This window comes from Burkholderia sp. RS01, from assembly GCF_039748055.1.
Lineage (GTDB): Bacteria > Actinomycetota > Actinomycetes > Actinomycetales > Micrococcaceae > Arthrobacter.
Genome location: NZ_JBDLAK010000007.1, coordinates 128725 through 152049, shown reverse-complemented (window position 1 = coordinate 152049; position 23325 = coordinate 128725). Strand labels below are relative to the sequence as shown.

At 60.2% G+C, this 23325-nt stretch carries 20 protein-coding genes; 8 read left to right on the top strand and 12 right to left on the bottom strand.

Going from position 1 to position 23325, the window contains the following annotated elements; all coding sequences use genetic code 11:
* Window positions 1-320 precede the first annotated feature (320 nt).
* From ABFP37_RS08870 to pdhA, 8 genes are all read right to left on the bottom strand, one after another.
* Window positions 321-1559, bottom strand: a complete 1239-nt coding sequence (locus tag ABFP37_RS08870) for a MinD/ParA family protein (protein ID WP_347033313.1) — start codon at window positions 1557-1559, stop codon at window positions 321-323.
* Between the two features lie 219 nt (window positions 1560-1778).
* Entirely contained in the window at window positions 1779-1922 is a 144-nt protein-coding gene (locus ABFP37_RS08865; RefSeq protein ID WP_347033312.1) for a hypothetical protein, read from the bottom strand.
* Between the two features lie 184 nt (window positions 1923-2106).
* Window positions 2107-2250 carry a hypothetical protein gene (locus tag ABFP37_RS08860; protein WP_347033311.1) on the bottom strand — a complete coding sequence of 48 codons (144 nt, stop codon included), beginning with the start codon at window positions 2248-2250 and terminating at the stop codon, window positions 2107-2109.
* Between the two features lie 66 nt (window positions 2251-2316).
* Window positions 2317-2610: a hypothetical protein gene (locus tag ABFP37_RS08855; protein WP_347033310.1), complete on the bottom strand. Its 294-nt coding sequence runs from the start codon at window positions 2608-2610 to the stop codon at window positions 2317-2319.
* Window positions 2611-2694: 84 nt separating this feature from the next.
* Window positions 2695-3510 carry an MBL fold metallo-hydrolase gene (locus ABFP37_RS08850; protein ID WP_347033309.1) on the bottom strand — a complete coding sequence of 272 codons (816 nt, stop codon included), beginning with the start codon at window positions 3508-3510 and terminating at the stop codon, window positions 2695-2697.
* A gap of 465 nt (window positions 3511-3975) precedes the next feature.
* A complete protein-coding gene (locus ABFP37_RS08845) occupies window positions 3976-5481 on the bottom strand; it encodes a dihydrolipoamide acetyltransferase family protein (protein WP_347033308.1) in 1506 nt (501 codons plus the stop codon).
* A gap of 4 nt (window positions 5482-5485) precedes the next feature.
* Window positions 5486-6589, bottom strand: coding sequence for an alpha-ketoacid dehydrogenase subunit beta (locus ABFP37_RS08840; RefSeq protein WP_347033307.1), 1104 nt, complete (start codon window positions 6587-6589; stop codon window positions 5486-5488).
* Window positions 6586-7848, bottom strand: a complete 1263-nt coding sequence (pdhA, locus tag ABFP37_RS08835) for a pyruvate dehydrogenase (acetyl-transferring) E1 component subunit alpha (protein ID WP_347033306.1) — start codon at window positions 7846-7848, stop codon at window positions 6586-6588. The genes ABFP37_RS08840 and pdhA overlap by 4 nt, the downstream gene beginning before the upstream one ends.
* A 159-nt stretch (window positions 7849-8007) precedes the next feature.
* Between pdhA and ABFP37_RS08830 the strand changes: the two genes are divergently transcribed.
* The 6 genes from ABFP37_RS08830 (at window position 8008) to ABFP37_RS08805 (ending at window position 14747) form a co-directional block, all read left to right on the top strand.
* Window positions 8008-8472: an Lrp/AsnC family transcriptional regulator gene (locus ABFP37_RS08830; protein WP_347033305.1), complete on the top strand. Its 465-nt coding sequence runs from the start codon at window positions 8008-8010 to the stop codon at window positions 8470-8472.
* A 377-nt stretch (window positions 8473-8849) separates the two neighbouring features.
* The gene (locus ABFP37_RS08825; protein WP_347033304.1) at window positions 8850-10349 is read left to right on the top strand and encodes a polysaccharide biosynthesis tyrosine autokinase; all 1500 of its coding nucleotides are present in this window, start codon (window positions 8850-8852) and stop codon (window positions 10347-10349) included.
* A gap of 227 nt (window positions 10350-10576) precedes the next feature.
* Window positions 10577-11479 carry a glycosyltransferase family A protein gene (locus ABFP37_RS08820; RefSeq protein WP_347033303.1) on the top strand — a complete coding sequence of 301 codons (903 nt, stop codon included), beginning with the start codon at window positions 10577-10579 and terminating at the stop codon, window positions 11477-11479.
* An 83-nt stretch (window positions 11480-11562) separates the two neighbouring features.
* Window positions 11563-12447: a glycosyltransferase gene (locus ABFP37_RS08815; protein ID WP_347033302.1), complete on the top strand. Its 885-nt coding sequence runs from the start codon at window positions 11563-11565 to the stop codon at window positions 12445-12447.
* 368 nt (window positions 12448-12815) lie between these two features.
* On the top strand, window positions 12816-14180 hold the full coding sequence (locus ABFP37_RS08810) for an oligosaccharide flippase family protein (RefSeq protein ID WP_347033301.1): 1365 nt from the start codon (window positions 12816-12818) through the stop codon (window positions 14178-14180).
* 381 nt (window positions 14181-14561) lie between these two features.
* Complete coding sequence (locus tag ABFP37_RS08805) at window positions 14562-14747, top strand: transposase (protein WP_347033300.1); 186 nt, start codon at window positions 14562-14564, stop codon at window positions 14745-14747.
* A 7-nt stretch (window positions 14748-14754) separates the two neighbouring features.
* Here ABFP37_RS08805 and ABFP37_RS08800 read toward each other — a convergent pair whose 3' ends face one another.
* A complete protein-coding gene (locus ABFP37_RS08800) occupies window positions 14755-15285 on the bottom strand; it encodes a transposase (protein ID WP_347033299.1) in 531 nt (176 codons plus the stop codon).
* Between the two features lie 34 nt (window positions 15286-15319).
* Between ABFP37_RS08800 and ABFP37_RS08795 the strand changes: the two genes are divergently transcribed.
* Entirely contained in the window at window positions 15320-16480 is a 1161-nt protein-coding gene (locus ABFP37_RS08795) for an IS481 family transposase (protein ID WP_347033298.1), read from the top strand.
* A 57-nt stretch (window positions 16481-16537) separates the two neighbouring features.
* On the opposite strand, the gene ABFP37_RS08790 is transcribed toward ABFP37_RS08795, so the two are convergent.
* Together ABFP37_RS08790 and ABFP37_RS08785 are read right to left on the bottom strand one after the other, a co-directional pair.
* Window positions 16538-17506 (bottom strand): hypothetical protein, encoded by a 969-nt coding sequence (locus ABFP37_RS08790; RefSeq protein WP_347033297.1) that lies wholly within the window; start codon window positions 17504-17506, stop codon window positions 16538-16540.
* A 111-nt stretch (window positions 17507-17617) separates the two neighbouring features.
* A protein-coding gene (locus ABFP37_RS08785) for a DDE-type integrase/transposase/recombinase (RefSeq protein WP_347033347.1) occupies window positions 17618-19023 on the bottom strand; the annotation gives its coding sequence in 2 pieces (ribosomal slippage) (window positions 17618-18684 and window positions 18684-19023; 1407 coding nt in all).
* A gap of 90 nt (window positions 19024-19113) precedes the next feature.
* Between ABFP37_RS08785 and ABFP37_RS08780 the strand changes: the two genes are divergently transcribed.
* The gene (locus ABFP37_RS08780; protein WP_347033296.1) at window positions 19114-19908 is read left to right on the top strand and encodes a hypothetical protein; all 795 of its coding nucleotides are present in this window, start codon (window positions 19114-19116) and stop codon (window positions 19906-19908) included.
* A gap of 412 nt (window positions 19909-20320) precedes the next feature.
* Here the strand turns inward: ABFP37_RS08780 and ABFP37_RS08775 are convergent, their stop codons facing one another.
* Window positions 20321-22879, bottom strand: coding sequence for an AAA family ATPase (locus ABFP37_RS08775; RefSeq protein ID WP_347033295.1), 2559 nt, complete (start codon window positions 22877-22879; stop codon window positions 20321-20323).
* Between the last annotated feature and the right edge of the window lie 446 nt (window positions 22880-23325).

The following is a 23325-nucleotide window of genomic DNA, read 5'->3' as shown; positions in this document are numbered from 1 at the left end:
GGCGTCTTGGAGCGGGGCTTCGGCTGCCGGCGGACTAGGACGGAAGGCCTTGTCGGGGTTGCCTCCGTCTCGCTGGGCCTAGGCATGATCAGATTTCCCCCAATTTCAAACCACGAATGTAACAGCGCAAGAGTCCCCCAAAGAGCAGATGTGATTGCCAACATTCTACGGCCCGATTAGGGGCCGACAAGACCCGGTTTAGTGCCCATACTCTCCGAACAAGCTGGAGCGATATCTGGCTACCAGATTGTTCTGATCGCGTGGCATCAAACGTGGGCTAGCCCGGAAACAACCAACCAGCCAAATGTCCGCCGGAACCCTTACCGGTACCCGTCCACAACAGCGGCCGCAATCTCCTTGTACGCACGCCGGGTCTCCGGCTTCAAGTGGTCAAGGGTCACCAGGTCCCCGTCGGCCACTCCCCTGTCGTGCGGCACCGCGATGAGCTGCCTGCACATGCCGGCGAGGTGGTCCTCGATCGCATCCTTGTCCACGCGGCTGGACACTTCGTCCTTGTCGGTGATCACCACGATCGCGTTGCGGGCCAGGTCCTCGTACCCGTGGCTGGAAAGCCACTGCAGCGTGCTGCGGGCGCGCTTGGCCCCGCTCACCGCGTAGCCGGCCGCGATGATCAGGTTGTCCGCCGACTGCAGGATCCCGCTCATCGCGTTGTGCGTCACGCCGGTGCCGCAGTCAGTGAGGGCCACGGAGTAGTAGGCGGAGATGACCTTGCGTATGCGCAGGTACTCCTCGGCCGTCAGCGAGTCGGAGACCTCGGGGTCCTGCTCGCCGGCGATGAGGTGCAGCCGGCCGGAGTGGTGCATGTAGCGGGATAGCCCGGTGAGCGAGTCGATCGAGTCGATGTTCTTGAGCAGGTCGGTGATGGTCCGCGGGGTGGCCTGCTGGTAGATGCCCTCGCCCAGCGCGCGCTCCACGAGGTCGCCGGAGTCTGGATTCGCGTCGATGGCGCACGGCGGGTCGCCGCGGAACTCGGCAAGGGTGAGGCCCACGCCCACTGTGGTGGAGGTCTTGCCGATGCCGCCCTTGAGGCTCAGCACGGCGGTGTTGAAGCTCCCCTGCAGCTGGCGGGAGATGCGCCGTGCCAGCTCGTCTTCCTCGCGCTCCTGTGCGCTGGGGCCCAGGTTCCACGCACCGCCGGTGGCCCGGTACAGGAAACCGCGGAATCCGCCTTTGGGCCTGGGCTTCTGCTCGCGGACGAACGACGTCGGCAGGGCCGTGAGGTCCGCAACCGGCACTTCGGGTTCGCGCGCAGGTTCCGGAGCGTACGACGGCGGCGCTCCTGCCGGCGTGCGGGTCGGGGCCGGCGGAGCAGGTGGGGCGTCGGCGAGGGCGTCCGCCGCGGCGGCTGCCTCCGCCCAGGAAGAGCTCCTGACCGGGAGGACGGGCACTGAAGTGGTGTCGGGTGTCACGGCGGGAAACATTCCTGTCCAGTCGTCGGAGCCGTCACCATCGCGACGGCGGGAGCGGCGGCGGCGGAGTTCGGGCTGCTCCGCTTCGGTGCCGGCGTCGGTCAATTGGTTATCCGCTGGTTTGGGCATGTTTGGTCCCCCAGGACTCGCGGCGGCGTCCCGCTGCGCTTCTCGATTGGTCTGGTTCAAACAGCAAGTCTAGGCGCTGGCAGCCCGATGACCGATTTCAGCCGCGCATCAGGGCCGTTGCCACCACGGCGACGGTGGCAATGAGCAGGACAGCTAGGACTAGGTAGCTCCACCATTTGGGCCGGTTGCGGTGCGGGTTGATGTCAATGTACGGCACGCCTACTTCGCCTGTCCTGACGTGGCGGCGATAGCTGCGGGTACTGCGCGGCGCTTGAGCCGGAGCATCCAGTAAAGCCCGGCAAACGGAATGAGCAGGCTGCCGAGCAAGCCGGACAGCGCGAGGACAAAATCGGTGAGAGCCACGGAAGAACCTCCGGAACGCGGTTACACTCTCGACGCGTGCACAGGCAGTGTTGCCCTGGCCGCGTCGACAGTAGCTGGTGGTGGGATCCCCCAAATCAGATCTACAGAGACCCTACTCACCAGTCACAGATTCGACAAATCCTGTCAAACCTCAACCATTCGCCTCAGAGGCCCAAGCGCCGTCTTATCGACGGAGCGCCATCACCACCACGATTGCCGTGGCCACGGCCAGCGCGCCCAGTCCTACGTAGGCCAGGATTCGAAGCGTCCGTTGGCGGGATTCCCGCCGCGATTCCCTGGTGACTTGACTGCCTGAATAGTTCCCCATGGCGGCGATGCTACATGCACACCCTTGGGATCAGATCCAGTCAAGTCGATTGTGACGCACCAGCCGTCAGCGCGGCACGTTGTCGTCCGCGGGCGTGCCGCCGGATTGATGCGCAGCTGTACGGTTCCTTCCCCAGACGCGGTAGTGCGTGCGCCGGTCGCGGCCGTGCCCGAAGCGCTGCGGCAGCGGGGGCAGCGGGGGCAGCGGCTCCGCGGGAAGGCCTGCAAGCGCCACAGGCGACGGCAGCTGCACGCGCGGCATGTCCTGCCGGTCGAGCCAAGACCGCTCAGGGTAGGGATCGTCGGCGACGATGTGCTGCTCGATAAAGCGTCGGATGGCTGCGCTGATACCAGTCTTCATGACCCCAACCTAGGGTGGGCCGAATGGCGCCCCAAGAGTAGTCGCTACCTGTTTTTTCAGGCGGCTGACCCGGACTACTTGGACTTAGTGCTGCGGACGCGTCTCCTGCAGGCGCTTGATGAACCAGCGCGACTGTTCCGGCCCGTAGGGAAGGACAGGGATGGCTTTGGTGGCATCAGAAGGGGTGTCGCGGATGGACTGCCGGGCCTGGCGCACCGCGGTTGTCATCGTGTCCGCCATGGTCTTCACGAACCGGTCGCTGCACGGCTCGCCGTGTCCGGGAACCAGGAACTCGTAACGGTGGCGGAGTGCGGACAGGTGCCGAAGGGCGTCGGCCCATTCTTCCGGGTAGGAATCTTCGAAGGACGGGTGCGAGCCCTGCTCCACGAGGTCGCCCGCATAGAGAGTGGTGGAGGTGCCGACGAGCAGGTCGCCGTCGGTGTGCCCTCGGCCGAGGTAAAACAACGTTACGGTCTGCGCACCCAGGTCCACCAGGACTGGCTGGTCCCGGACGATCGCGTTGGGCACCACGAGTTCCACATTATCGCCCTCGCCGGCGGCCATCTCCGGCTCCAGATCCGCCACGGCGGCACGCTGCGCGTCACCGTTTTCGCTGATCTCCTCAGCACAGTTCTCATGCGCCCAGAACTCGGTGGCGCCAGCCTCCGCGAACACCGCGTTGCCGAAGAAGTGGTCGTAGTGCGCATGCGTGTTCACAACCACCAGCGGCAAGGGAGTTATGTCGCGCACGGCGTTAAGGATTTCCTGCCCCTGCCGCGGGCCGCACCCGGTGTCGACCACCATGGCCCGCTCGGTTCCTACGATCAGGCCGGTGTTGAGCTTCGAACCTTCGGTCACCAGCACATAGTTGTCCGCGCCGACTTCGAGCCATCGTGACATTTCTTCTCCGTAATTCCGGGGAGCAGTTGCGTTGTTCAGGCCTCGATTCTACCCATCAAGCTTGGGATTATCAGGGAACTGACTGTCGTTCTGGCGCATCAGCTGCCCGCGCCTCTGGTAGGTCAATCCGGCATTTTCTCCCACCCACTGCCCGCTGCAGGACCTCGGCGCCACCGCTGTGTACCCATGCTTTTTGCTTCAAAGTAACCCAGCCGAAATGTCCGGTTGCGTATGATCTGGTTCCATGGGGATAAAACAACAGCGGCACTTCTGTGAAAAGTGCAACACAACGACCAACCACGTCACTTCATACAGCCAAGAGGGCAGCGGTTTGGTTGCAAGAGTCAACTGCTCGGAGCACTCGGACCTGCTGGCCTAACAAGTCAGGGAGCTACGCCCTATAGATCATGAGGGCAGGTGGCCCGGCCGTCAGCCCGGCCTGGCCACCCAAACGCAATTGGTCCGCTACATGTCGGACAGGATTGAACCTGGATTCTCGATGGCATCGGCCACGTATCGCAGGAAGCCGCCTGCTGTTCCGCCGTCGCAGACGCGGTGGTCGAACGTCAGGGTTAGCTCTGCGACCTTGCGGATGGCCAGTTCCTCGTTCACGACCCAGGGTTTGTCGATGATCCGGCCGACGCCCAGTATCGCCACTTCTGGATAGTTGATAATCGCCGCCGAACCATCGACGCCGAACACTCCGTAGTTGTTCAGCGTGAAAGTTCCGCTTCCAAGTTCAGCAGGGGTCGCCTTGCCGTCGCGGGCGACGGCGGTCAGCCGGCGGATTTCCACGTCCAGTTCGCGAGCGCTGAGTTTGTCCGCGTTTCGAACGGACGGCACAACGAGGCCGCGCTCCGTCTGTGCGGCGAATCCAAGGTTGACGCCGTCAAAAGCGACGATCTCCTGCTGCTCGCCCCCTGCAGTGTCCTCGGTGGTGACGATCCGGGTGTTCAGCTCGGGGTATCTTTTTAACCCGGCCGTGACAAAACGTGCGATGAAGGCCATGAGGCCCGGAGTGTTGGCGTCGGATTTCTTGAGTCCGGCGCGAAGCTCCACCAGAGCTGTCGCGTCGACGTCCACCCACACCGTTGCTTCCGGAATTTCGGAGCGGCTTCGCGACATGTTGGTCGCGACTGCCTTACGGATGCCGCGGACCGGAGTGCGGCTGGCGATGCCGAGTCCGGTGCGGGGGTCGATCACGCTGGCCGTCGAGCTTGTCGAGACCCGGGCTTCGACAGGCTCAACCAGCGGACTGGCTTTGGTTTCGACAGGCTCAACCAACGGACTTGGCTCAACCAGCGGTTTGATGGCGGCTTCGACGTCGCGGCGCATGATCAGCCCGCTATCGCCTGAGCCCTGCAGGTGGCCTAGGTCGACGCCGTGCTCCTTGGCCATTCGCCGCACCAGCGGTGAGATGACCGCCCCGAGCTTGCCGGGGACGCGGGTGCGCATAAGAAGGAGATCGTCGGCGGAGGTGGTGAGCTTGGTTTCGACAGGCTCAACCAGCGATGTTGAGCGCCGGGGGCGGGTCCGGCGGACCGTAGCCGCTCCCCCCGGGGTTCCGTAGCCGATCAGAACGTTGCCTGAACCGGCCTTCTCTTCTTCCCGATAGGTTTCGGCGGCCATCTCGGGTGCCTCGGTTTCGACGGGCTCAACCAGCGGGCTCTTGGGTTCGGCAGGCTCGGTCTTGACAGGCTGGGTTTCGGACGGCTCATCCAGCGAGTCCAGCGCTGTCACAGAGAGCAGGGGCTTGCCCACGTCCAGGGTCTGGCCGGGTTGACCGTGCAGCTCCGCCACGGTGCCGGCGTAGGGGGACGGGACTTCCACAATGGACTTGGCCGTCTCCACTTCGGCGATGGGCTGGTCGACGCGTATTTCGTCGCCCACGGCCACGAGCCAGTTGACGAGCTCGGCTTCGGTGAGGCCTTCGCCGAGGTCGGGCAGGAGGAACACTTTCGTTTCGCTCATCTGATCAGTCTTCCCACTGGAGGTCGTCTACGGCGTCGAGGATGCGGTCCACGCCGGGCAGGTAGTAGTGCTCGAGTTTGGGGGCAGGGTACGGGACGTCGAAGCCCGTGACGCGGCGGATGGGTGCCGCCAGGTAGTGGAAGCAGCGCTCCTGGACGCGGGCCACGATCTCGGAGGACACGGACGCGAACCCGTGCGCCTCGGCGATCACCACGGCGCGGCCGGTCTTGCGGACGGACGCGCACACGGTTTCGTCGTCGAACGGCACGATCGAGCGGACGTCAATGACTTCCAGGGACCGCCCCTCCTCGGCGGCAGCAGCAGCCGCAGCGAGAGCAGTGGGGACGGACGGACCGTAGGCGATCAGTGTGGCGTCGGTGCCCGGGCGGGCTACGGCAGCGCGGCCTTCAGTTGAGGTTCCGGCTGCAGTGTTCGCGGCGTGCTGGTCGCGGAGGGCTTCCAGGTCCACCATGTCCTTGGACCAGTAGAGCTTCTTGGGCTCCATGAACATGACGGGGTCGTCCGAGTCGATGGCCTCGCGGAGCATGCGGTAGGCGTCGGCCACGGTGGCCGGGGCGAAGACCTTCAGGCCCGCGGTGTGGGCGTAGTAGGACTCGGAGGAGTCGCAGTGGTGCTCCACTCCCCCGATGCCGCCGGCGTAGGGAACGCGGATGACCATGGGCAGCTTCAAGGCGCCCTTGGTGCGGTTGTGCATCTTGGCTACGTGGCTGACGATCTGCTCGAAGGCCGGGTAGGCGAAGGCGTCGAACTGCATCTCGATGACCGGGCGCATGCCGTTCATGGCCATGCCCACGGCCATGCCCACGATGCCGGACTCGGCCAGCGGGGTGTCGAAGCAGCGCTGCTCGCCGAAGGTCTTGGTAAGGCCGTCGGTGATGCGGAAGACGCCGCCCAGCATGCCGACGTCCTCGCCGAAGACCAGGACGGATTTGTCGGCGTGCATGGCGTCGGCCATGGCGGTGTTCAGGGCTTTGGCCATGGTGACGGGCTGCGGTCCTGCCGCTTCCGCGGTGGCCGCGGCCGAGGCCGCTGCCCGGGCGGTGGCGGAGCTGACGTTGCCGTTGACTGCGGAGGTGACGGTGCTCATTTTGCGGACTCCGGGTTGGTTGAAGCGCCGGCGCTGGCCTCGCGGGCGAGTTCGTCGGCCAGCAGGGCGGACTGTTCCGTGAGTTGCGGCGTGGGCGTGGAGAAGACGTATTTGAAGAGGTCCTGGGGGTCCACCGGGACGTCCTCGCTGAGGCCGTTGCGCAGCTGCGTGGCAACTGCCTCCGCCTTCTCCGCGATCCGGGACTCGCCGTCGTCGTCCAGCAGACCCTTGTCCGTGAGGTAGGTGCGCATCCGCGTCAGCGGATCCCGGGCCACCCACTGGGCCACTTCGCTGTCCTGGCGGTAGCGGGTGGCGTCGTCCGCGTTGGTGTGCGCCTGCATGCGGTAGGTGTGCGCCTCCACCAGGAGGGGTCCGGAGCCTTCGCGGGCGAGCTTGACGGCGCGGTCCAGCACAGCGAGCAGCGCGACGACGTCGTTGCCGTCCACGCGTTCGCCGGCCATGCCGTAGCCGACGGCCTTGTGGGCGAGGGACGGTGCCACCGACTGGTGGGCCAGCGGCACCGAGATGGCGTACTGGTTGTTCTGCACGAAGAAGACGACGGGCAGGTGGAAGACGGCGGCGAAGTTCAGGGCTTCGTGGAAGTCGCCTTCGCTGGTGGCGCCGTCGCCGCACATGGCCAGGACCACGGTGTCCTCGCCGCGCAGCTTGGCGGCGTGGGCGACCCCGACGGCGTGGAGCAGCTGGGTGGTGAGAGGGGTGCACTGGATGCCGACCTTGTGCTTGGCGGGGTCATAGCCGCTGTGCCAGTCGCCGCGGAAGAGGGTCATGGTCTGCACCGGGTCCACGCCGCGGGTCATGACGGCCACGGAGTCCCGGTAGGTGGGGAACATCCAGTCGCCCTCCGACAGGCAGAGGGCAGCCGCGACCTGGCAGGCCTCCTGGCCGTGGCTGGAGGGGTAGACGGCCATGCGGCCCTGCCGGACCAGGGCGGAGTTCTGGTCGTTGACGCGGCGGCCGACGACGAGCTGCTCGTACGCCGCGAGAAGTTCCTGGTCGCCGGGCAGCGGGTACTCGTGTCCGGGCTCGGCACCCTGCTCGGAGTGCGGCTTCAGGTGGCCGTCCTGGTCCACCATCTGAATCTGGTGGCGGGCCGGCAGCATGTAGTCCTCAGCCGTGATGCCGAATTTGCGCACCGCCTCGGCTACGGGGCCGCCGCCCCGGGAGCTCTCGATGGGGTCCGGCGACTGCCGGCCCTGCGCCGTCTGACCGGGCGCAGTGTGGTCCGCGGAGATCGTCATTGGTCCGTCCTTCTGTAGCCACTATTCGCTTTCAGTATGGTCCCGGACGATGTTTCGTATCCAGTCCCGCGGCGAATCATGGAGAAGTACGGGCCGTTACCCTATTCTGAAAGACAAATCGTAACTGTGAGCTGGATTACCGACAGGGGTTGTGGACAAATGGCAGGAGCCGAGCCGGAGCAGGCTGCGGTGCCGCTGGACGACGTGGACCGCAACATCATCGCCGAGCTCACACGGGACGGCAGGATGTCCGTGACGCAGGTGGCGGAGAACGTCCACATCTCCCGCGCGCACGCCTACACGCGGATTGCCCGGCTGACCGGCGAGGGCGTGCTGACGAAGTTCACGGCGTTGGTGGATCCCATCAAGGCCGGTTTGAAATCATCCGCCTACGTGACGCTGAAGGTGCGCCAGCACTCCTGGCGGGAGCTCCGGGAGTTGCTGCGGGCCATCCCCGAAGTGCATCACATTGCGCTGGTGGGCGGGGATTTCGACGTCATCTTGCTGGTGCGGGCCGTGGACAACGTGGACCTCCGGAGGGTGATTTTTGATCAGCTGCAGTCGATGCCGGGGGTGCTGGATACGCAGACGTTTTTGGTGTTTGAGGATTTGGATACGCGTTAGTAATCTCGACCGCAAACTTGTTTCACTGTGAACGCCCGACTGTCAGTGCGAATTGCAGGAGAGAAGGAGTCGCCCATGCGTTCCGTCGTGGCATACCAGCACCAGCGGAAAAGTCCAGTAGGCATCACCCTCTGTGAGCTGGACTCCAGTTGTAAAGCGACAGGCCAATGGAGGTGAGAGTCAAACCGCGTGTAGGTATGCCCTGCCAGTGGGCGAGGGCGGCCATCGGAGGAGCTGCAGGCGGGGCCATGTCACACGAGCAGACGTCGAAGCCGCACCCAAAATTCCACAGGTACAATTGGCGAGAGCGCGCGAACACCGCCGTTCAGGGGGTTGGCCGCGAGCCGCCTCGGTAATCGACACAGGGGGACACCGGTTTGGACCTACGCGACTATCTGCGCCTTCTACGCCGCAATTGGATATTGATCGCTGCCACGACACTGGCAGGCCTTCTCATCGGTGGCGCCGTATCCGTGCTTGCCAAGCCAACTTACACAGCTGAAACCCAGCTATTCGTAGCTATACAGGGTTCCGGGTCGATTCAGGAGCTCCAGCAGGGCAACACATTTGGTCAAGCGCGGGTTCAGTCATACGTGAAAACGGTCAATTCTCCCATGGTGCTTCAGCCGGCAATAGACAGTCTGGGACTCTCTCTGACTGCACAACAATTGTCCAGTCGCGTCGAGGCTAGCTCGGATCTAAATACAGTGCTTATTAATATTTCCGTTTCGGACGAATCCCCAGTGCAGGCGGCAGCAATCGCACAGGCCGTCGCAAAGAGTCTCATTACAGGCGTTGACTCCCTGGAAAAACCACGAGTCGGTGGCACTTCCCCAGTGAGTCTATCGGTCATCAAACCGGCGACCGCGCCGGCAGCACCTTCTGCCCCGAACACACGACTGAACCTGGTATTGGGACTCCTTATCGGGCTTGCCCTCGGGATACTAACTGCAGTCCTCAGGGCAACCCTAGACACGCGCATACGGGGCGAAGCTGATCTCCGACATGTGACGACTGCTCCGTTGCTGGGAGGCATATCCTACGACCAAGATGCCGAGAAGAAGCCCCTGCTAACCCAGGCTGGACCGCAGAGTCCCCGGGCGGAGTCATTCCGGCAACTGCGAACCAATCTTCAGTTTGCAAACGTTTCCGACAAGGCCAAGACCGTCTTGATTACGTCATCTGTCCCCGGCGAGGGCAAGAGCACGACCGCAACAAACTTGGCAATCGCCCTAGCCCAGGCCGGGCAGTCCGTTTGTCTCGTTGACGCCGACCTCAGACGGCCGATGATAAGCGAGTACTTGGGCCTCGATCGCAGCGCGGGCCTCACGACAGCACTCATCGGGCGTGCCGACGTCAATGACTTGCTCCAGCCCTGGGGTGAAGACCACCTCTATGTACTGGCGTCCGGGCAGATACCACCGAACCCTAGTGAACTTCTCGGCTCCGCCGAAATGAAAGACCTAATTCTCCGGCTCGAGCAAGTTTTCGACACAGTCGTGATTGATGCTCCGCCGCTCTTGCCTGTTACAGATGCCGCTGTCTTGTCACAGCATGTCGGAGGCGTTGTTGTGGTGGTCGGGTCCCAAAAGCTACGTCACCAGGATCTCGAAAAGTCCATCGGAGCCTTGGAAATGGTCGGCTCGAACATTCTTGGAATCGTACTTAACCGTCTCCCGGCTAAGGGTCCAGATGCGTATTCATATGGCTACTACAGCAGTGCCGATAGTGCCACCAATGAGCCTCGAAGCAAGGGTCGTTCCCAAAGCACGGAAGAGGAAAGACTTAGCGCCTCCGGCCATGACTTCGATGAGTTCGATTCTGCCATCTCAGCCTCGGGTCCACAGCCAGCTCGACGCTTCCCCAGGTCCAAGTAAGATCTCGTCGACCCCGTGCACTTCTTCCAAAAACTGGGCAGCTGTCAGCAGCCAGTGTGAGATGGTCTACCGCCTGACTGCTGATCTCGCGCGCACGAAGCTGTGCCTCTGGGAGTGCCTCCCACCCCCATTTGCCAGCCCAGAAGATGGCAGAGGCATCTCCTCTACCAACACTGTAGTCACTAGCAATATTTCGGCTGGCTCACCGTCAGATAGGCGCTTCGAAAATGATCAAGTTCAAACCGCGTTTGAGGTCCGCAAACGGTCTCATATTGACTTTCCTGAACCCTCTCAAGAGAATCGGCCGCGCCAACCGCATGATTTTGGCGAATGTCATGGTTCGCCTGCCTGAGTCTTTTGTCCCCTCAGGCCGACGTCACCCTGGGGTCATTGTCAGTTTGACGTCATTTCCGGGGCGCATCGAGACGCTTTGGATATCCTTAGAATCTATCTATCGGCAAAAACTAGCGCCCGAGCAGGTTGTACTGGTTCTGTCCGAAGAAGAATTTCCTGACCACCGAATTCCCTCGAGCGTCTCGGCCTTTGCAAGTCGCGGTCTGAAGATCGTTTTCCATAAAGGCAATATACGGAGCTTCAAGAAACTCTTACCTCTGCTTGATAATTACGCAGACAAAGTCATTGTCACGGCTGATGACGATGTCATCTATCCTCGCTCATGGCTCCAGCAGCTTGTCGAAGCGCACAATGATCGCCCAGATTACGTATTGGGGCACCGCGGTGCGTCGATTACCGGAGAAGGCATGGAGGTCGCCCCATATATCGACTGGTCCCGGGCCAATGAGGAGACGCCTTCCTCCCACGTTTTTCTAACAGGGATGGGCGGCATACTCTATCCACCCGGCGCGCTGCCGACGATAACCGGCGACGCGAGTTTAGCAATGCAGCTATGCCCAACAGCGGATGATGTTTGGTTTAAGGCGATGACACTTATAAACGACACTCCGGTCGCCAAGATCGGCAACGAATCCGGAAACTTTCCTGTTGTCCGGTCCGCTCAGAAGCTGGCGTTACACCATGAAAACGTCAAGGCTGGCCAGAATGACTTGCAATTTCGCGCGGTTATGGATCATTTTGATCTGTGGGATAGGCTGTCTCCGCTCAATTCATAGATCTGCTAGGACGATTCGTAGGCTGGCTTTCGCCATTCCACCCTATTTTTACGAAGGGTCCGCTGTATAGAGCGGACATCACCATGCGACGGAGAATCATCTGCTTTAGAGCAGAATGGTCAAATAAACCCTTGGAGAATTGTTTGTTCCCCTTAATTCTAATAGTCGTCCCTACCCTTGGAACTCGGCGAGACTGGCTGCGCGCCAGCATCGTCTCCATTCTCAGTCAAGAAGGAGTGGAGGTCAGAGTGCGCGTAGTCGCACCGTCTGAAGCGTCGCTCGGAGGACTCTGCACGGAGCTCGGGGCTGAGCTAGTCGAGTGCGACCGGAAGGGCCTTTCTGTGGCAATAAATGAGGGCTGGAAGGATACAGGAGAGGCCGAATTCCTCACTTGGCTAGGAGATGACGACCTACTCGCCCCGGGGTCGCTAGCTGCAACGAGCGCCGCCCTTGCTGCCCGCCCCAACGCGCCCATGGTTTACGGAGCAGTACGCTATATAGATGCCGCCGGAAATTCTATGTGGCTGCAAAGGCCTGGGCGGTTCGCCGCATGGTATCTTCCGTACGGCAAGAACCTGGTCCCGCAACAAGGTAGCCTCTTGCGCAAGTCTTTCGTGATGGCTGCGGGCGGAATAGACGAAGCGTGCAAATCAGCAATGGATCAAGACTTGTTCTCGCGTTTGTTGGAATGTGGTCCTTCCGCTTACGTACGGCAGGAGGTGGCTGCTTTCCGCATACATGAATCGAACATCACCGTAAATAAAGGCAATGAGGGCGCCGACGAGGGCGAACGCATTCGTGCCCGACATGCGGGACGATTTTATCCGCTCATTAGACGTGTCACTGTCATGTCAGATCGGTTGATTTACGCCCTAATACGGCGATGGCCGTATAAGGCGCCGCCTGTGGTGAACGGAAAGCCTTACACGATCGCCTATCAGCGAGTGGAAGATGACGCCGTCGGATAAGGGACTGATTGAAAGGTCGATTAGGTTCGACCGCTGTGTCACCTTGCCTTCTTTCTCCGTGCCAAGCTAGTCGGAGGATTCTCGGTTTATGAGGGTGGGTTCCGCCCTGGCCGGCCCCGTAATGCGTGTCGCGTCGTCTAGACACGTTCAACGGTGTCCGCAACAGATCGGCTGGGATGACGGGACTAGCCCGAAGAAAATCCAGATGTCCCTTGTTGGAAGCAGCTCGTCCAGGGAATTTGACTACACTCCTGCCTGACTTCCCTCAAAGTGTTCATCTGCTTTATAAGTCTGGGATCCGGATCGTTGGCACGTAACCAATACACTTAGCGCGAGAGAGCGAGACACGAATGTCAATAGTCGGCCCTATGGGCAAGAGCTTGCTTACGCGAGTGGTCGTATTCCCAGTTACGGCCTTGGCCGCCTTGGTAACGACATCTATTGTTGTTCAGTCGGCTGGTGGATTGCTTTTCGGCATCATCGCGCTCATTTCCACACTCGTGCAACTGGTTCCGTTCGCAGATTTGGGCCTTGGCGCTGCTGTAGTTAATGAAATTTCTAGCACAACAGATGCGAGCAGACGAAAAGCCGTTCTTTACACGGCGACGAAAAGGCTACTAATACCGATGGTGGTCGTTCTTCTGGCAGCACCGATGGGTTCCACATTCTTCTCTTGGGCAACTCTACTCGGTGTCACTGGAACGTCTCCTCATGAGGTAGATATGGTGACGTCCATTGTCGTCGCCATTTTCGGATTATCTATCCCTTTCGGCCTCGGACAGCGAGTCTTGGTTGGACTCGGAAAGAATCACATTGCCGTGGCACTAGCCCTTGTCACGAGCCTTACCGCCCTATCGCTAACTTGGTTAATATCTATAACCCCGGCTAACCCAGTTTTCTTGGCCGTCTGCCCCGCCGCTGCAAGTCTTGTCGCCGCAGCAACAACATATATTCTGGCATGGCGAATGCTCGGTACAGAGGGAATATCGAGCAATTTTAGGTCGATAAAAATAGGAGGGCTTTTTCGGCAAGCTACTCCGATGATCGTGATCATGATCGGCATACCGCTTGCATTTCAAACTCACAGGATTTTGCTTTCCTTGAGATCAGGCCCTTTAGAATTGTCCGAGTATAGCCTCACAATGCAGTTCTACTTGCCATTGTGGTCCTTTATATCTGTAGCGGCAACCAGCCTGTGGCCCGTCTTCTCTCGCGGGCGGAGCAGCGGCGAGGCTCAGGGCAAGAAAGTGTTGCACAGTGCCTTAATACTATGTTCGCTGGGCACAATGTTTGCACTACTTCTTACCTTTTTTGGCTCTTGGCTTGGAGGGATCGTGTCCCAAGGCAAAATTGAGCTGGGATCCAGCGTGTTAATGGCCAGCGCAGTATTGTTGTTTGTCCAAAGCTTGCAGCAGGTTCCGGGAATGTTCTTGACTGATACATCAGGCCTATGGTTCCAAGCCATCTGTATTGTCATTCTGAGCATTTGGACCTTAGCCGCTGGTTGGTTGACGGCGCCATATCTCGGCGCCGCCGGTCCGTTATTGGCCACCGCGAGCGGCGTCCTGCTATTCCAGATCGTGCCGGGCTACGTACGCGTCGCGAAGATACTTAGGGGAAAAACGACGCCAGAATCAGTGAAGCGTGGTCGTAGCGGGAGGAGACGGGCCGAAAAGACTAGCTCGCGGCGCCCCGTAGGCGTGAGATCCAGGCAATCGGTACGAATAGATTGATCCGCAACAGCATCGTTGACGATCAACTCGCAGGCGCTATGCGTGCTCAGTTGGGACTGCCCCGTTGTCTAATGGGGTTTGAGGGAGTCAGCTGAGGTCTTCCCGTTACCGTGGCCCGGAGCCGTCGAAAAAGATTGTCCCTCTGGCTCCCTCACCCCATGGGAACGTAGGTTGACTTCCGGGGGCCTCGCTGCCGGTCAGCGTCTCCACCGTGAACGCGAACCCTAGAGTTCTCGCCTCAAGACTCGACCCCGGCAGCGTCCGACAGGGATGAGAATGCCAATCAGATGTCGAGCCGCTGAGCTCTTCCATTAGGTCGCAACTGTCCCACGTCGCAACCGGTCCTCTGCATGTACCGACGACAGAGGAAGGAACAGCCAAATGACGGAAGTGTTCTGCGGCATCGACTGGGCAGAAGGACATCACGACATCGCACTCGTGGACCAACAAGGCCAACTACTGGCCGCGCGAAGAATCGAAGATACAGCTGCCGGCCTGACTGAACTGCTGGAAATGCTAGGCGCCTTTGGCGGCTCTTCACGGTTCGTGGTGAATGTTCTGCCGTGATGAATATTCATGCCACTGTTCTGGCGGCACTGCGCAACAGGATACGCGTTTTGTAGTTGCGTGCGTTGGTGAATCCCCGGCCTGTCCTTTTGATGTGCTTGATGGCGGTGTTGTTGGCTTCCACTTTCGCCGTTGTTGCGCCGGTGACGATGAGGACTTCGATCTCTTTCCACCACCGGCAGACTGTGCGCCAGAGCCTGTTGGTTTCCGGCTGCCCGGCCCGTTGGACCAGGACCTGCAGGCGGTCTTTCGCGGCGGCCGCGTCGGCGAGGGATCCGGTGGCGAGCAGTGCCCGGAGCTGTTCTTTGACCAGCCAGGCGGCCTGCAGTTTCCCGGTGGCATCGTCGGTCGCGAACACCCCGCTGAGCCTGTCCCGGGCCCGGTCCGAGAGCGAGTCCCCGGCCCGCAGGAGCAGGCGCCGGTTGGTGTTAACGCCAGCCGAAAATAGGGCCAGGAACGCCAACTGAAAATAGGGCCACCGACCATTATGGAAGGTGCACGGTCCTGACACATAGCTGACAGTCCGTTGGCGGGACATCGCTGACACTCTTAATCAGATGAGAGTGATGAGCGTGAACGATCGTTGGCTGGAAATCCTGTTGGCACCGGCCCGTGACGGTATCCCCGTCGCGGAGGTCTGCCGCCGCTACGGCATTTCGCGGCAGAGCTTCTACGAGTACCGGCGGCGCCTATGGGCGCAGGGAACCGAGGGGCTTCAACCCCGGTCCCGGCGCCCGGCACGCTCTCCGGCAAGGACTGCTGGTGAAGTGGAGTCCCTGGTCGTCCGGCTTCGGGTGGATAACCCGCGGTGGGGCGCCCGGATCCTGCAGACCAAACTCAAACAGGCTGGGCTGGATCCCGTGCCTGCGGTATCGACGGTCCACCGGGTCCTCAAACGCCACGGGCTGGTCACACCGCAGGAGCACCGGACACCGAAGGTGTGGAAGCGGTTCGAGCGGCAGGCGCCTAACGACCTGTGGCAGATCGACGGCACCCAGGTCGCCCTGGCCGACGGTTCCAAGGCCTGGATTGTGGATCTGATCGATGACCACGCACGGTTCTCCATCGGCGCCCACGCGGTCCGCCGCTTCACGGCCCAGGCAGCTTGGGCTGCGATGGAAAAAGCTGTCATGGAGCACGGGGCGCCGCGGCAGCTGATCAGTGACAACGGGCTGCAGTTCCGCTCCCGCAAAGGACAGAAACCGGTCCATTTCCAAGAGAAACTCTCGGCCCTCGGCATCAGGCAGCTGAACTCCCGGCCCCGTCATCCGCAGACCTGCGGCAAGCTCGAGCGCTACCACCGTACCTTCAAGGAGTACTACGCCGACCACGGACCTGCACTGAGCATCGAGGTCCTGCAAGACCTATGCGATGCGTTCCGCTGGCATTACAACCACGAACGGCCGCACCGGTCCCTGGAGCAACAGACGCCGGCCAATGTCTACAACATTTCCCGGAAAGCCTCGCCGTTGGATAGCCGCCGGGTGCGTTCATCCCCACGGATCTTGAAAGTCTCTACTGCTGGATCGGTGAACTTCCGCAAGCGAAAAATCAACGTCGGACAGGCCTACACCGGAGAACACGTCAGGATCGTCGAAGGTCCCGAGTATGTGGTCATCCACCATGCCGGCACCGGGGAAATCCTCCGCCAGCTTGTTCTGGGACCGGCCGGCACGTACCACGGCAGCGGCGCCAAACGCGGCCGGCCCCGCACTAAACCCGCCGCGGGTTAGACTGTCAGGCATCTCCCGACAACACAGTGTCAGGGATGTCTCCGGACCGTACACTTTTCAGCCCGCGAAATGGCTCACTTTTCGACCATCGCTGACACTGCGATTCCGGCGTTTCTGGACAACGTCATGGAGCACAGGGCCCATAGCTCCAAACAGCCAGATTAGGCCACCTCCTGCGGTACCTGCCGCCGCGGAAGCAAGGAAAAGCTTGCGCTGGACCTCCGTCTCGTCTTGCTGGTCGACACCAGTCAGCCGAAATCCTGCGGTCATGTAAGCACTTCGAAGGGGAAGAGCCCATCCGGGAGCTGTCGGATCCTCCACTTGTGGGCTTGAGATTGTTGGCACGTACTCGGCTGGAAGATCTCTAGGTTGGATGCGGACCACGGATTCAGCAGCTACCGCCTGAATGCCCAGTGGGCCCATGACAGCAGGCCATGTCAGAGTAGCGATACGCGGGAAGGCGTAGCGATGATGGGATCCCGCAAAGGCTTCAGTCGGCGCAGTCGTATCGCCCTCGAGGGACACTGCCCAGCCGAAACCCGCTTCTCCAACGGTCGTATCCCGGTAATCCGTTGGGCTGATAACGGTCATGACGCAGTCGTCATCAAGGGAAAACTCGAGTCCGATCGAACCCGACTTCGGATTCGAATCCGTCGGCGGTATCGGAGGCTCAAATGTGAGTTCTTCGCCATTGCTCCACTTGCGCAGATGAACGTCTTTCATCGCTCCACAGAACCCAACCATTAGCTCACCTGCTTGGTCCGGCGGAACAGCGGCGTCACCGTCTCCTTTCAGAACCATGTCGAAAGAGGTCAGGCTTGGAGAAGGGTAGAAGCGCAAGTCAACATCCACTCGGACGGGCGCCGATGCTGACCCCTGCTTCACGCCTACGAAAATCGCACCGGGCATACTCAGCGATGGGACGGAAGAGAGGGCCGGTTGAGAATAATGCCACGCGCCGAAGGTTGATACGGCAGTGACGATGAAGGCTGCCGCCAGTTGCAACTTCTCGCTTGTCTTCACCATCCCAGCAGTCTATGAGCAGGCATGTGAAGCTTGGTCCAGTTGCTTTGGGTACACAAGCCAACGCAATGTGGCACAAACGGAATTTTTCAAGCTGAACGGTACCAACGGGAGTTAGGCGGCTGACTGCTCGGTTATTTCCTTTGGCTGGTTGATCCACGCGGGTCCTGGGAGCGCGAGGATTTTGGGGTCAGTGGTTTTAGTGAAGCGTTCGGGGTGTTTCGCGCGGGCTGCAGCGAGTGTTGCCGAGCGTTCCTTCGCCACTGCGGCAGCATGACCGTAATGGATGTTGGCGGGCGTGTGGAAGCCAATGCCGGAGTGCTGGTGGTGATGGTTGTACCAGTCCACGAAGCCGCTGATAAAGGTCCCGGCATCGTGGACAGAGGCGAAGCGTTCGGGAAATTCCGGACCGTATTTCAGCGTCTTGAACAGCGCCTCGCTGTACGGATTGTCATTCGATACCCGGGGCCTGGAGTGGGACCGGGTCACTTCCAGGTCCGAGAGCAGCGCGGCGACGGTTTTGGATGTCATGGACGTTCCCCGGTCCGCGTGCACGACCTGGGGGATGCCGTGGATCCCGAAGATTCCCTTCATCATCTCCACGGCCAGGACCCCGGATTCGGTGGCGTGGACGTGCGCGCCGACGGTGAATCTGGAATGGATATCGACCATCATGTAGCAGTCGAAGTACTTGCCCTTGACCGGGCCGGCGAGCTTGGTGATGTCCCAGGTGAACACCTGGCCTGGGGCGGTGGCCACGAGTTCAGGAACCGTCCGTGACGGGTGTCTGGCCAGCCGGCGGCGTTCCTTAACCTGCTTATTTTCTTCCAGCACCCGGTAGAAAGTCGACAGGGACCCCAGATAGATGCCCTGGTCCAGCAGTTTCGTATAGACCTGCATGGGTGCCAGGTCTACGAACTCCAGGGAGTTCAGCGCCGCCAGGATCCCGGCCCGCTCAGCGGCGCTGAGCTTGTTCTGCGGCACCACCGGCACCTGGTCCCGCGGCGGGGCCGGTTTCCGGTTCGCGGTCGTCCTGGAAACACCCGTCAAAGACGCGGCCTGGCGGGTGGGAATCTTCAATTCCAGCATCGACCGATAGGTGGCCATCAACGTTTCTTGGACCGGGGCCCGTCCGGTATATCCTCTGAGGCGCTCTCTAAGAACGCCTGTAGTTTTCCCATCAGGTCCAGGGCTGCCTCGGTCTTCTCCAACCGGCCTTGAGTCACCTCTAACTGGCGGCGCAAACGCGCGTTCTCGGCCTGGTCCGCCGAGAGTTTCCCGATCGATTCCCCGGCTTTCTTCCCGGCCAGGACACCGGCGTCACGCAACCGCCGCCACTCCGTCATCTGTGAGGAGTAGAGGCCTTCCCGGCGCAGGAACGCGCCGCCCTCGCTGTTCTCGCAGGCATTCTCGTACGCGGCCAAGAACTCGAGCTTCTGGGCGGGGGTAAACGACCGGCGAGGCCGCGGCCCACCGGCCCGCGGCCCGGAAGAACTACTACTACTACTACTACTACTCACAGCACTATCTTCGCGTACTGCACTCAAAACCGGACTGGACATGATCACTGGATTCCTGGCTCTCGCCCCACGCTATTAAACGGACTTGCTATGAGCCCCTGGTACCGTTCCAGCCTGACACGTAGGGTCATCGCCGCTGATGAACTGGACCTGGTGATGTGGTACATCAATGGCGACATGTACATCGAGCCAGACCCGGACTTGATCTACGAGCAGCATCCGATGACATCCGCTCCTACTGCGGCCGACCGACGGCGGTTTGCGGAAAGCAACGTACCCACGAGGGTCAGCACCCTGACCGATCCCCTCGACGCATGGATGTACTACTCAACCGGACAGAGTGATTTTCCAGCTGCGAAGCCGGCCCGAGAACACTCCGCATTTGTCGCCGGACTTATGGACTTTCTGCAGGCGGAACACAAACCTGGATGGCTCCGGTTCGGCGCGGATCTAGCTAACCTTTCACATGTAGCTCAGCAGGGCATCGCGAACTATGCCAAGAGGCTCGTCACCCTTACACGCGATGACGGCGGATTCCACACCGCCGTGCAGAACTTTGTTGGGCCTTCGGGCCACCCCGTGCTCTTCTTTGGGTCTAAGCCGGATGGGCGGCCGCTTGAGCGATGTCTGGAACGCCTAGCAACATACGGGACACTCAAGAAATACCAGCTTCGCGCTGACAGAAGCCTTGAACTACTCATCGATACCAACTACCAGATCGTTTCCGTGCGATACCTAAACGATCCCTACGTTCAGAATGACTACATGGACCAGCGCCTTGAGGAGTCAAAACTCATAGCTCCTGCACGTATGCCAAAAGCACTCCCACCCTCGGCCCGGCGTCCCACCGTTCGCCTGAAGCGCAAGAAGACTAGGAAACGCTAGAAATCAGCAGGTTACAGTTCCCCGCGCTCACGGTGACTTGAAGTTGTCCACAGTTGATGTCAGGCATCAGTTATGGCAGCTGAAGGGTGCTGGAGTCTGCTTACCGACGTGACTCGGCATCCAGCCATAACTGATCTGAAAGAAGCCTAACGCTAGGGCCGGCATCTCTCCTTTGCTGGTCCTGCGCCATCCGGCCGGCGGCGACGCTAGCCGCCACTCGGTGCTGACACGCCGGCGCCGACGAGAACTGCGTAAGCACCTGGATTGGCCCGCATGGAAAAAGCCAATGAAAGAAGTGCGTCCTCATGAGGCATCGGGCTCGTCGTCATGCCTCTCACACTATCCTCAGCGGGGCCATCCCCTAGAGCTCAGATTGAGGTGTAAAGACCAGATGCTATTGGCTTCCGTCTGTCTATTGGCGGTAAGCCTTGATCCGGTGGTACCAGGTGTCAATCCGGTTCATCTCCTTGGCCATTTCATCACAGGACGGTGCCACGAAATTGACCTCGGGGTCCTTGTCGTGACGGCGTGCCCATTCAGATGTCCGGCCGTAACCAATCTGGAAGTCCTCGTTGTCTTGGTTAGTGATGGCTGCCAATATACGAAACTTGTGAGGCTTTACCTGTGAGGTACCCCGGTCAACTACCTCGTAGACGATTTCCATATTCACAGCTCGTTCCCATGTCTCCGAAAGTTTCCCGGCCCATGAGGCGCATTTTTCGTCGTAGGCTTCCGGGTCCAAGTCGTCAGCGACCCTCGTGATCCGGCCAAGTTCGACCTTAAGATCGCTTATCCTCTTTTTGACATCCTTTGCTTTCCACGGGTGCTGTTCCGCGCAGTATCCGGCGACATTGCCTCTTCGACTGATCCATCTTTCAGAGATCGGAACCTTGGATTCTGCTCCGTGTTTGACTAGGTCGCCAACGAAGATCACGTCGTGAGTGAAAACGATGACCTGCCGGTTCTCCGCCAACTCGACTATTCGTCTGGCTACGAGCGACCGGCGCGTGTGATCAAGCGAAGTGATCGGGTCGTCCAACACCACACTGGACAATGATTCGTCGAACTCTACTTCAGTGAAGAAGCCTGCAAGGCCTAGCGCGGTCTTTTCACCCTCACTAAGGACTTCCGTCACGGACGCCCTAGTTGCCGCGTCTAGTAGAGATGGCAGGTGTTGAAGTGAGCTTTTACGTCCGGCTTTTGAATCAAGGGTGACGCGACGAAGTTTCAGTCCCTCAGTTTCACGTGTGAACTGGTCGCGAACGACGCGCGTTACATGCTCTTTGGTTAGTTCTGTCGACTTACGCGTAATTACTCCAGTGTCGGTCATACGCTTCGCAGCCTCGATCGTGGCTCGACCGGCCAAACGTTTGACTTCCTTCGTGATTTCGCCCGCGGAAGTTCCAAGGGCTATCTTCGCCTGAAGCTCTTGGACGGCGGAGACAGCAGCGGCTAACTGGTCCTTGAATGCAGCGGAGTCTAGGTCTCGAGCTCTATCGGTGAGAGTTGTGGCGGTGGATGCCAGAGACTTGCTCGGTGACTCACTGACTTCCGACGGTGCTTTATGCATTGTTGTTTCATCGAGCCATGCTGTTACCTTGGCGGCGTGCAGCCCAGCGTCCTGCAGCCATTCTTCTACTGCGTTCGCGTCGACTTCCGATTCGCTCCTGATTCGCGCCATCGAAGCAGTAACTAGCGGTGGGACAGTCTGCATGGCAGCCAGCTTGACCCGGACGGTGGCTAAGCGGTTTTCCGCTTCCTGCGCGTCGTTTTCCGTAGTGTCAGTCATGAATTTTTGAAAGCGGCTTAGCCGGGCCGCCCCTTCTGAGGAAAGCGCCTGCTGGCAAAGAACGCAATGACCGGTCGGGCCGGTATGGGGAAAGTCGTGGTCTGGGTAGGCCTCGGATTCAGAAAATGCTTTGGCGGTCTCCCATAACTTTCGCCAGGTTTGAGAGCCCACTCCATTCAGGGGCTCGTTTGAGAACTCTTGCTCGGAGGCGATCTTGGCGGCCGCACGAAGATCGCGGGCGTGCCTTCGTATTTCGACCAGGTGGTTCATTGCTGCGGGTTCAAGTTGCGAGTCAATAGATCCGCAGTGCGAAGCGAGCGATTTGTAGTCCTCGGACAGAGCGGTAAGTCGCTTTTGTTCCTTTAAGGGGTCGCTGCCCTTGAGCTGGGCTTCATGCTGCAATGCGGCAGCAAGGGCCGGTCCGTCGGCTTCATCCCTGGCGGTAGCGGTCGCGATTTGTTCGCTCGTGGTCTTACTGGACAGGGACGCTAAGAACTTGCCGGCCTCTGTATGCGGGTCGATGGTAGGAATCGCTGCCCTAGAGTTTGTGTTTGTCTGGAGTTGGTCATCCAAGACTTGGCGCACCGAGTCACAGACGGAGACTAGCTGGTCCAGAAGGGTCAACGCTGATGGGCGATAGCTGATCTCCGAGGCTGTTGAAATGTATGCGCGCCCGCACTCATCGTCGTAGAACTGAATTCGGCCCAACTCATTGCTGAATGGCTCTTTCCATTTCCATTCGCTGGTCTGAGCACCTCTACCGACGGTGTACTCGAAGACTGCATGTTGGTCGCCTCGTGGGGCGGCTTCGAAGACATTCCCTAGCACGTCTCCGTGGACACGTGCTCGTACGGCTGTTCGCACGAGCCGGGCATATCCAGATTTGCCGCTCCCGTTGTCACCATAGACGACGGTCACGCCGCGTTCTGCAAAAGTAAGGGTTTGATCGGCGGCCAGAACGTTGATTCCTTCAACGTTGCGTAGCTGAGTCAACCTGACAGGATCAGGACTGAATGAGCCGCCGGGGATATCTGCTTCCGTTAGAGCGGAGGGTTCCGTGGCCTGGCCTTCAACGAGTTTTGCGGCTATCTCCCGTATGTCCTCGGGTCCAAGGTTCTCCCCTTGGCAAATTCTTGTTGCAACATTCCGCTGCCATTTCGGTCGGCCTGCAAGCCACGCCACAATGCGCTCTTGTAACGTCAAAATGATTCCCCCAGATCTCATTCCGCAATGACACGTACTGGGTCATTTGCTTCTCCCGACGGACAGCGTACCTCCCGTTCACGGTGGAACTCATTGCGGCGCGTTCAGTCAGTCGGATTGTGGGTGGTGTCTCCCGTACGGATAGGGGATTCTTTCTTGAAGCCAACATTGGACCGCGCTCTTCGTGGGCAGCAAAAACGGAGGCATATCCCAACTCGCTGCCGACCTCATGTGTGACAGTTACTTTGCCTCTGGCCTTCGGTAAAGCAGCACGTTACAGGTCCAGTCGCTCGAGGTGACCTTTGAGTTGTCCATGGTTGGGGTCAATTCGGGTTATCCACGGCTGGAATTTGGGAGCCGTTGGGGTAGCTCCCTTAGCAGTCGTAGCCGTGGATAACGCATGGGGAATTGTCCCCGGCTGTGGG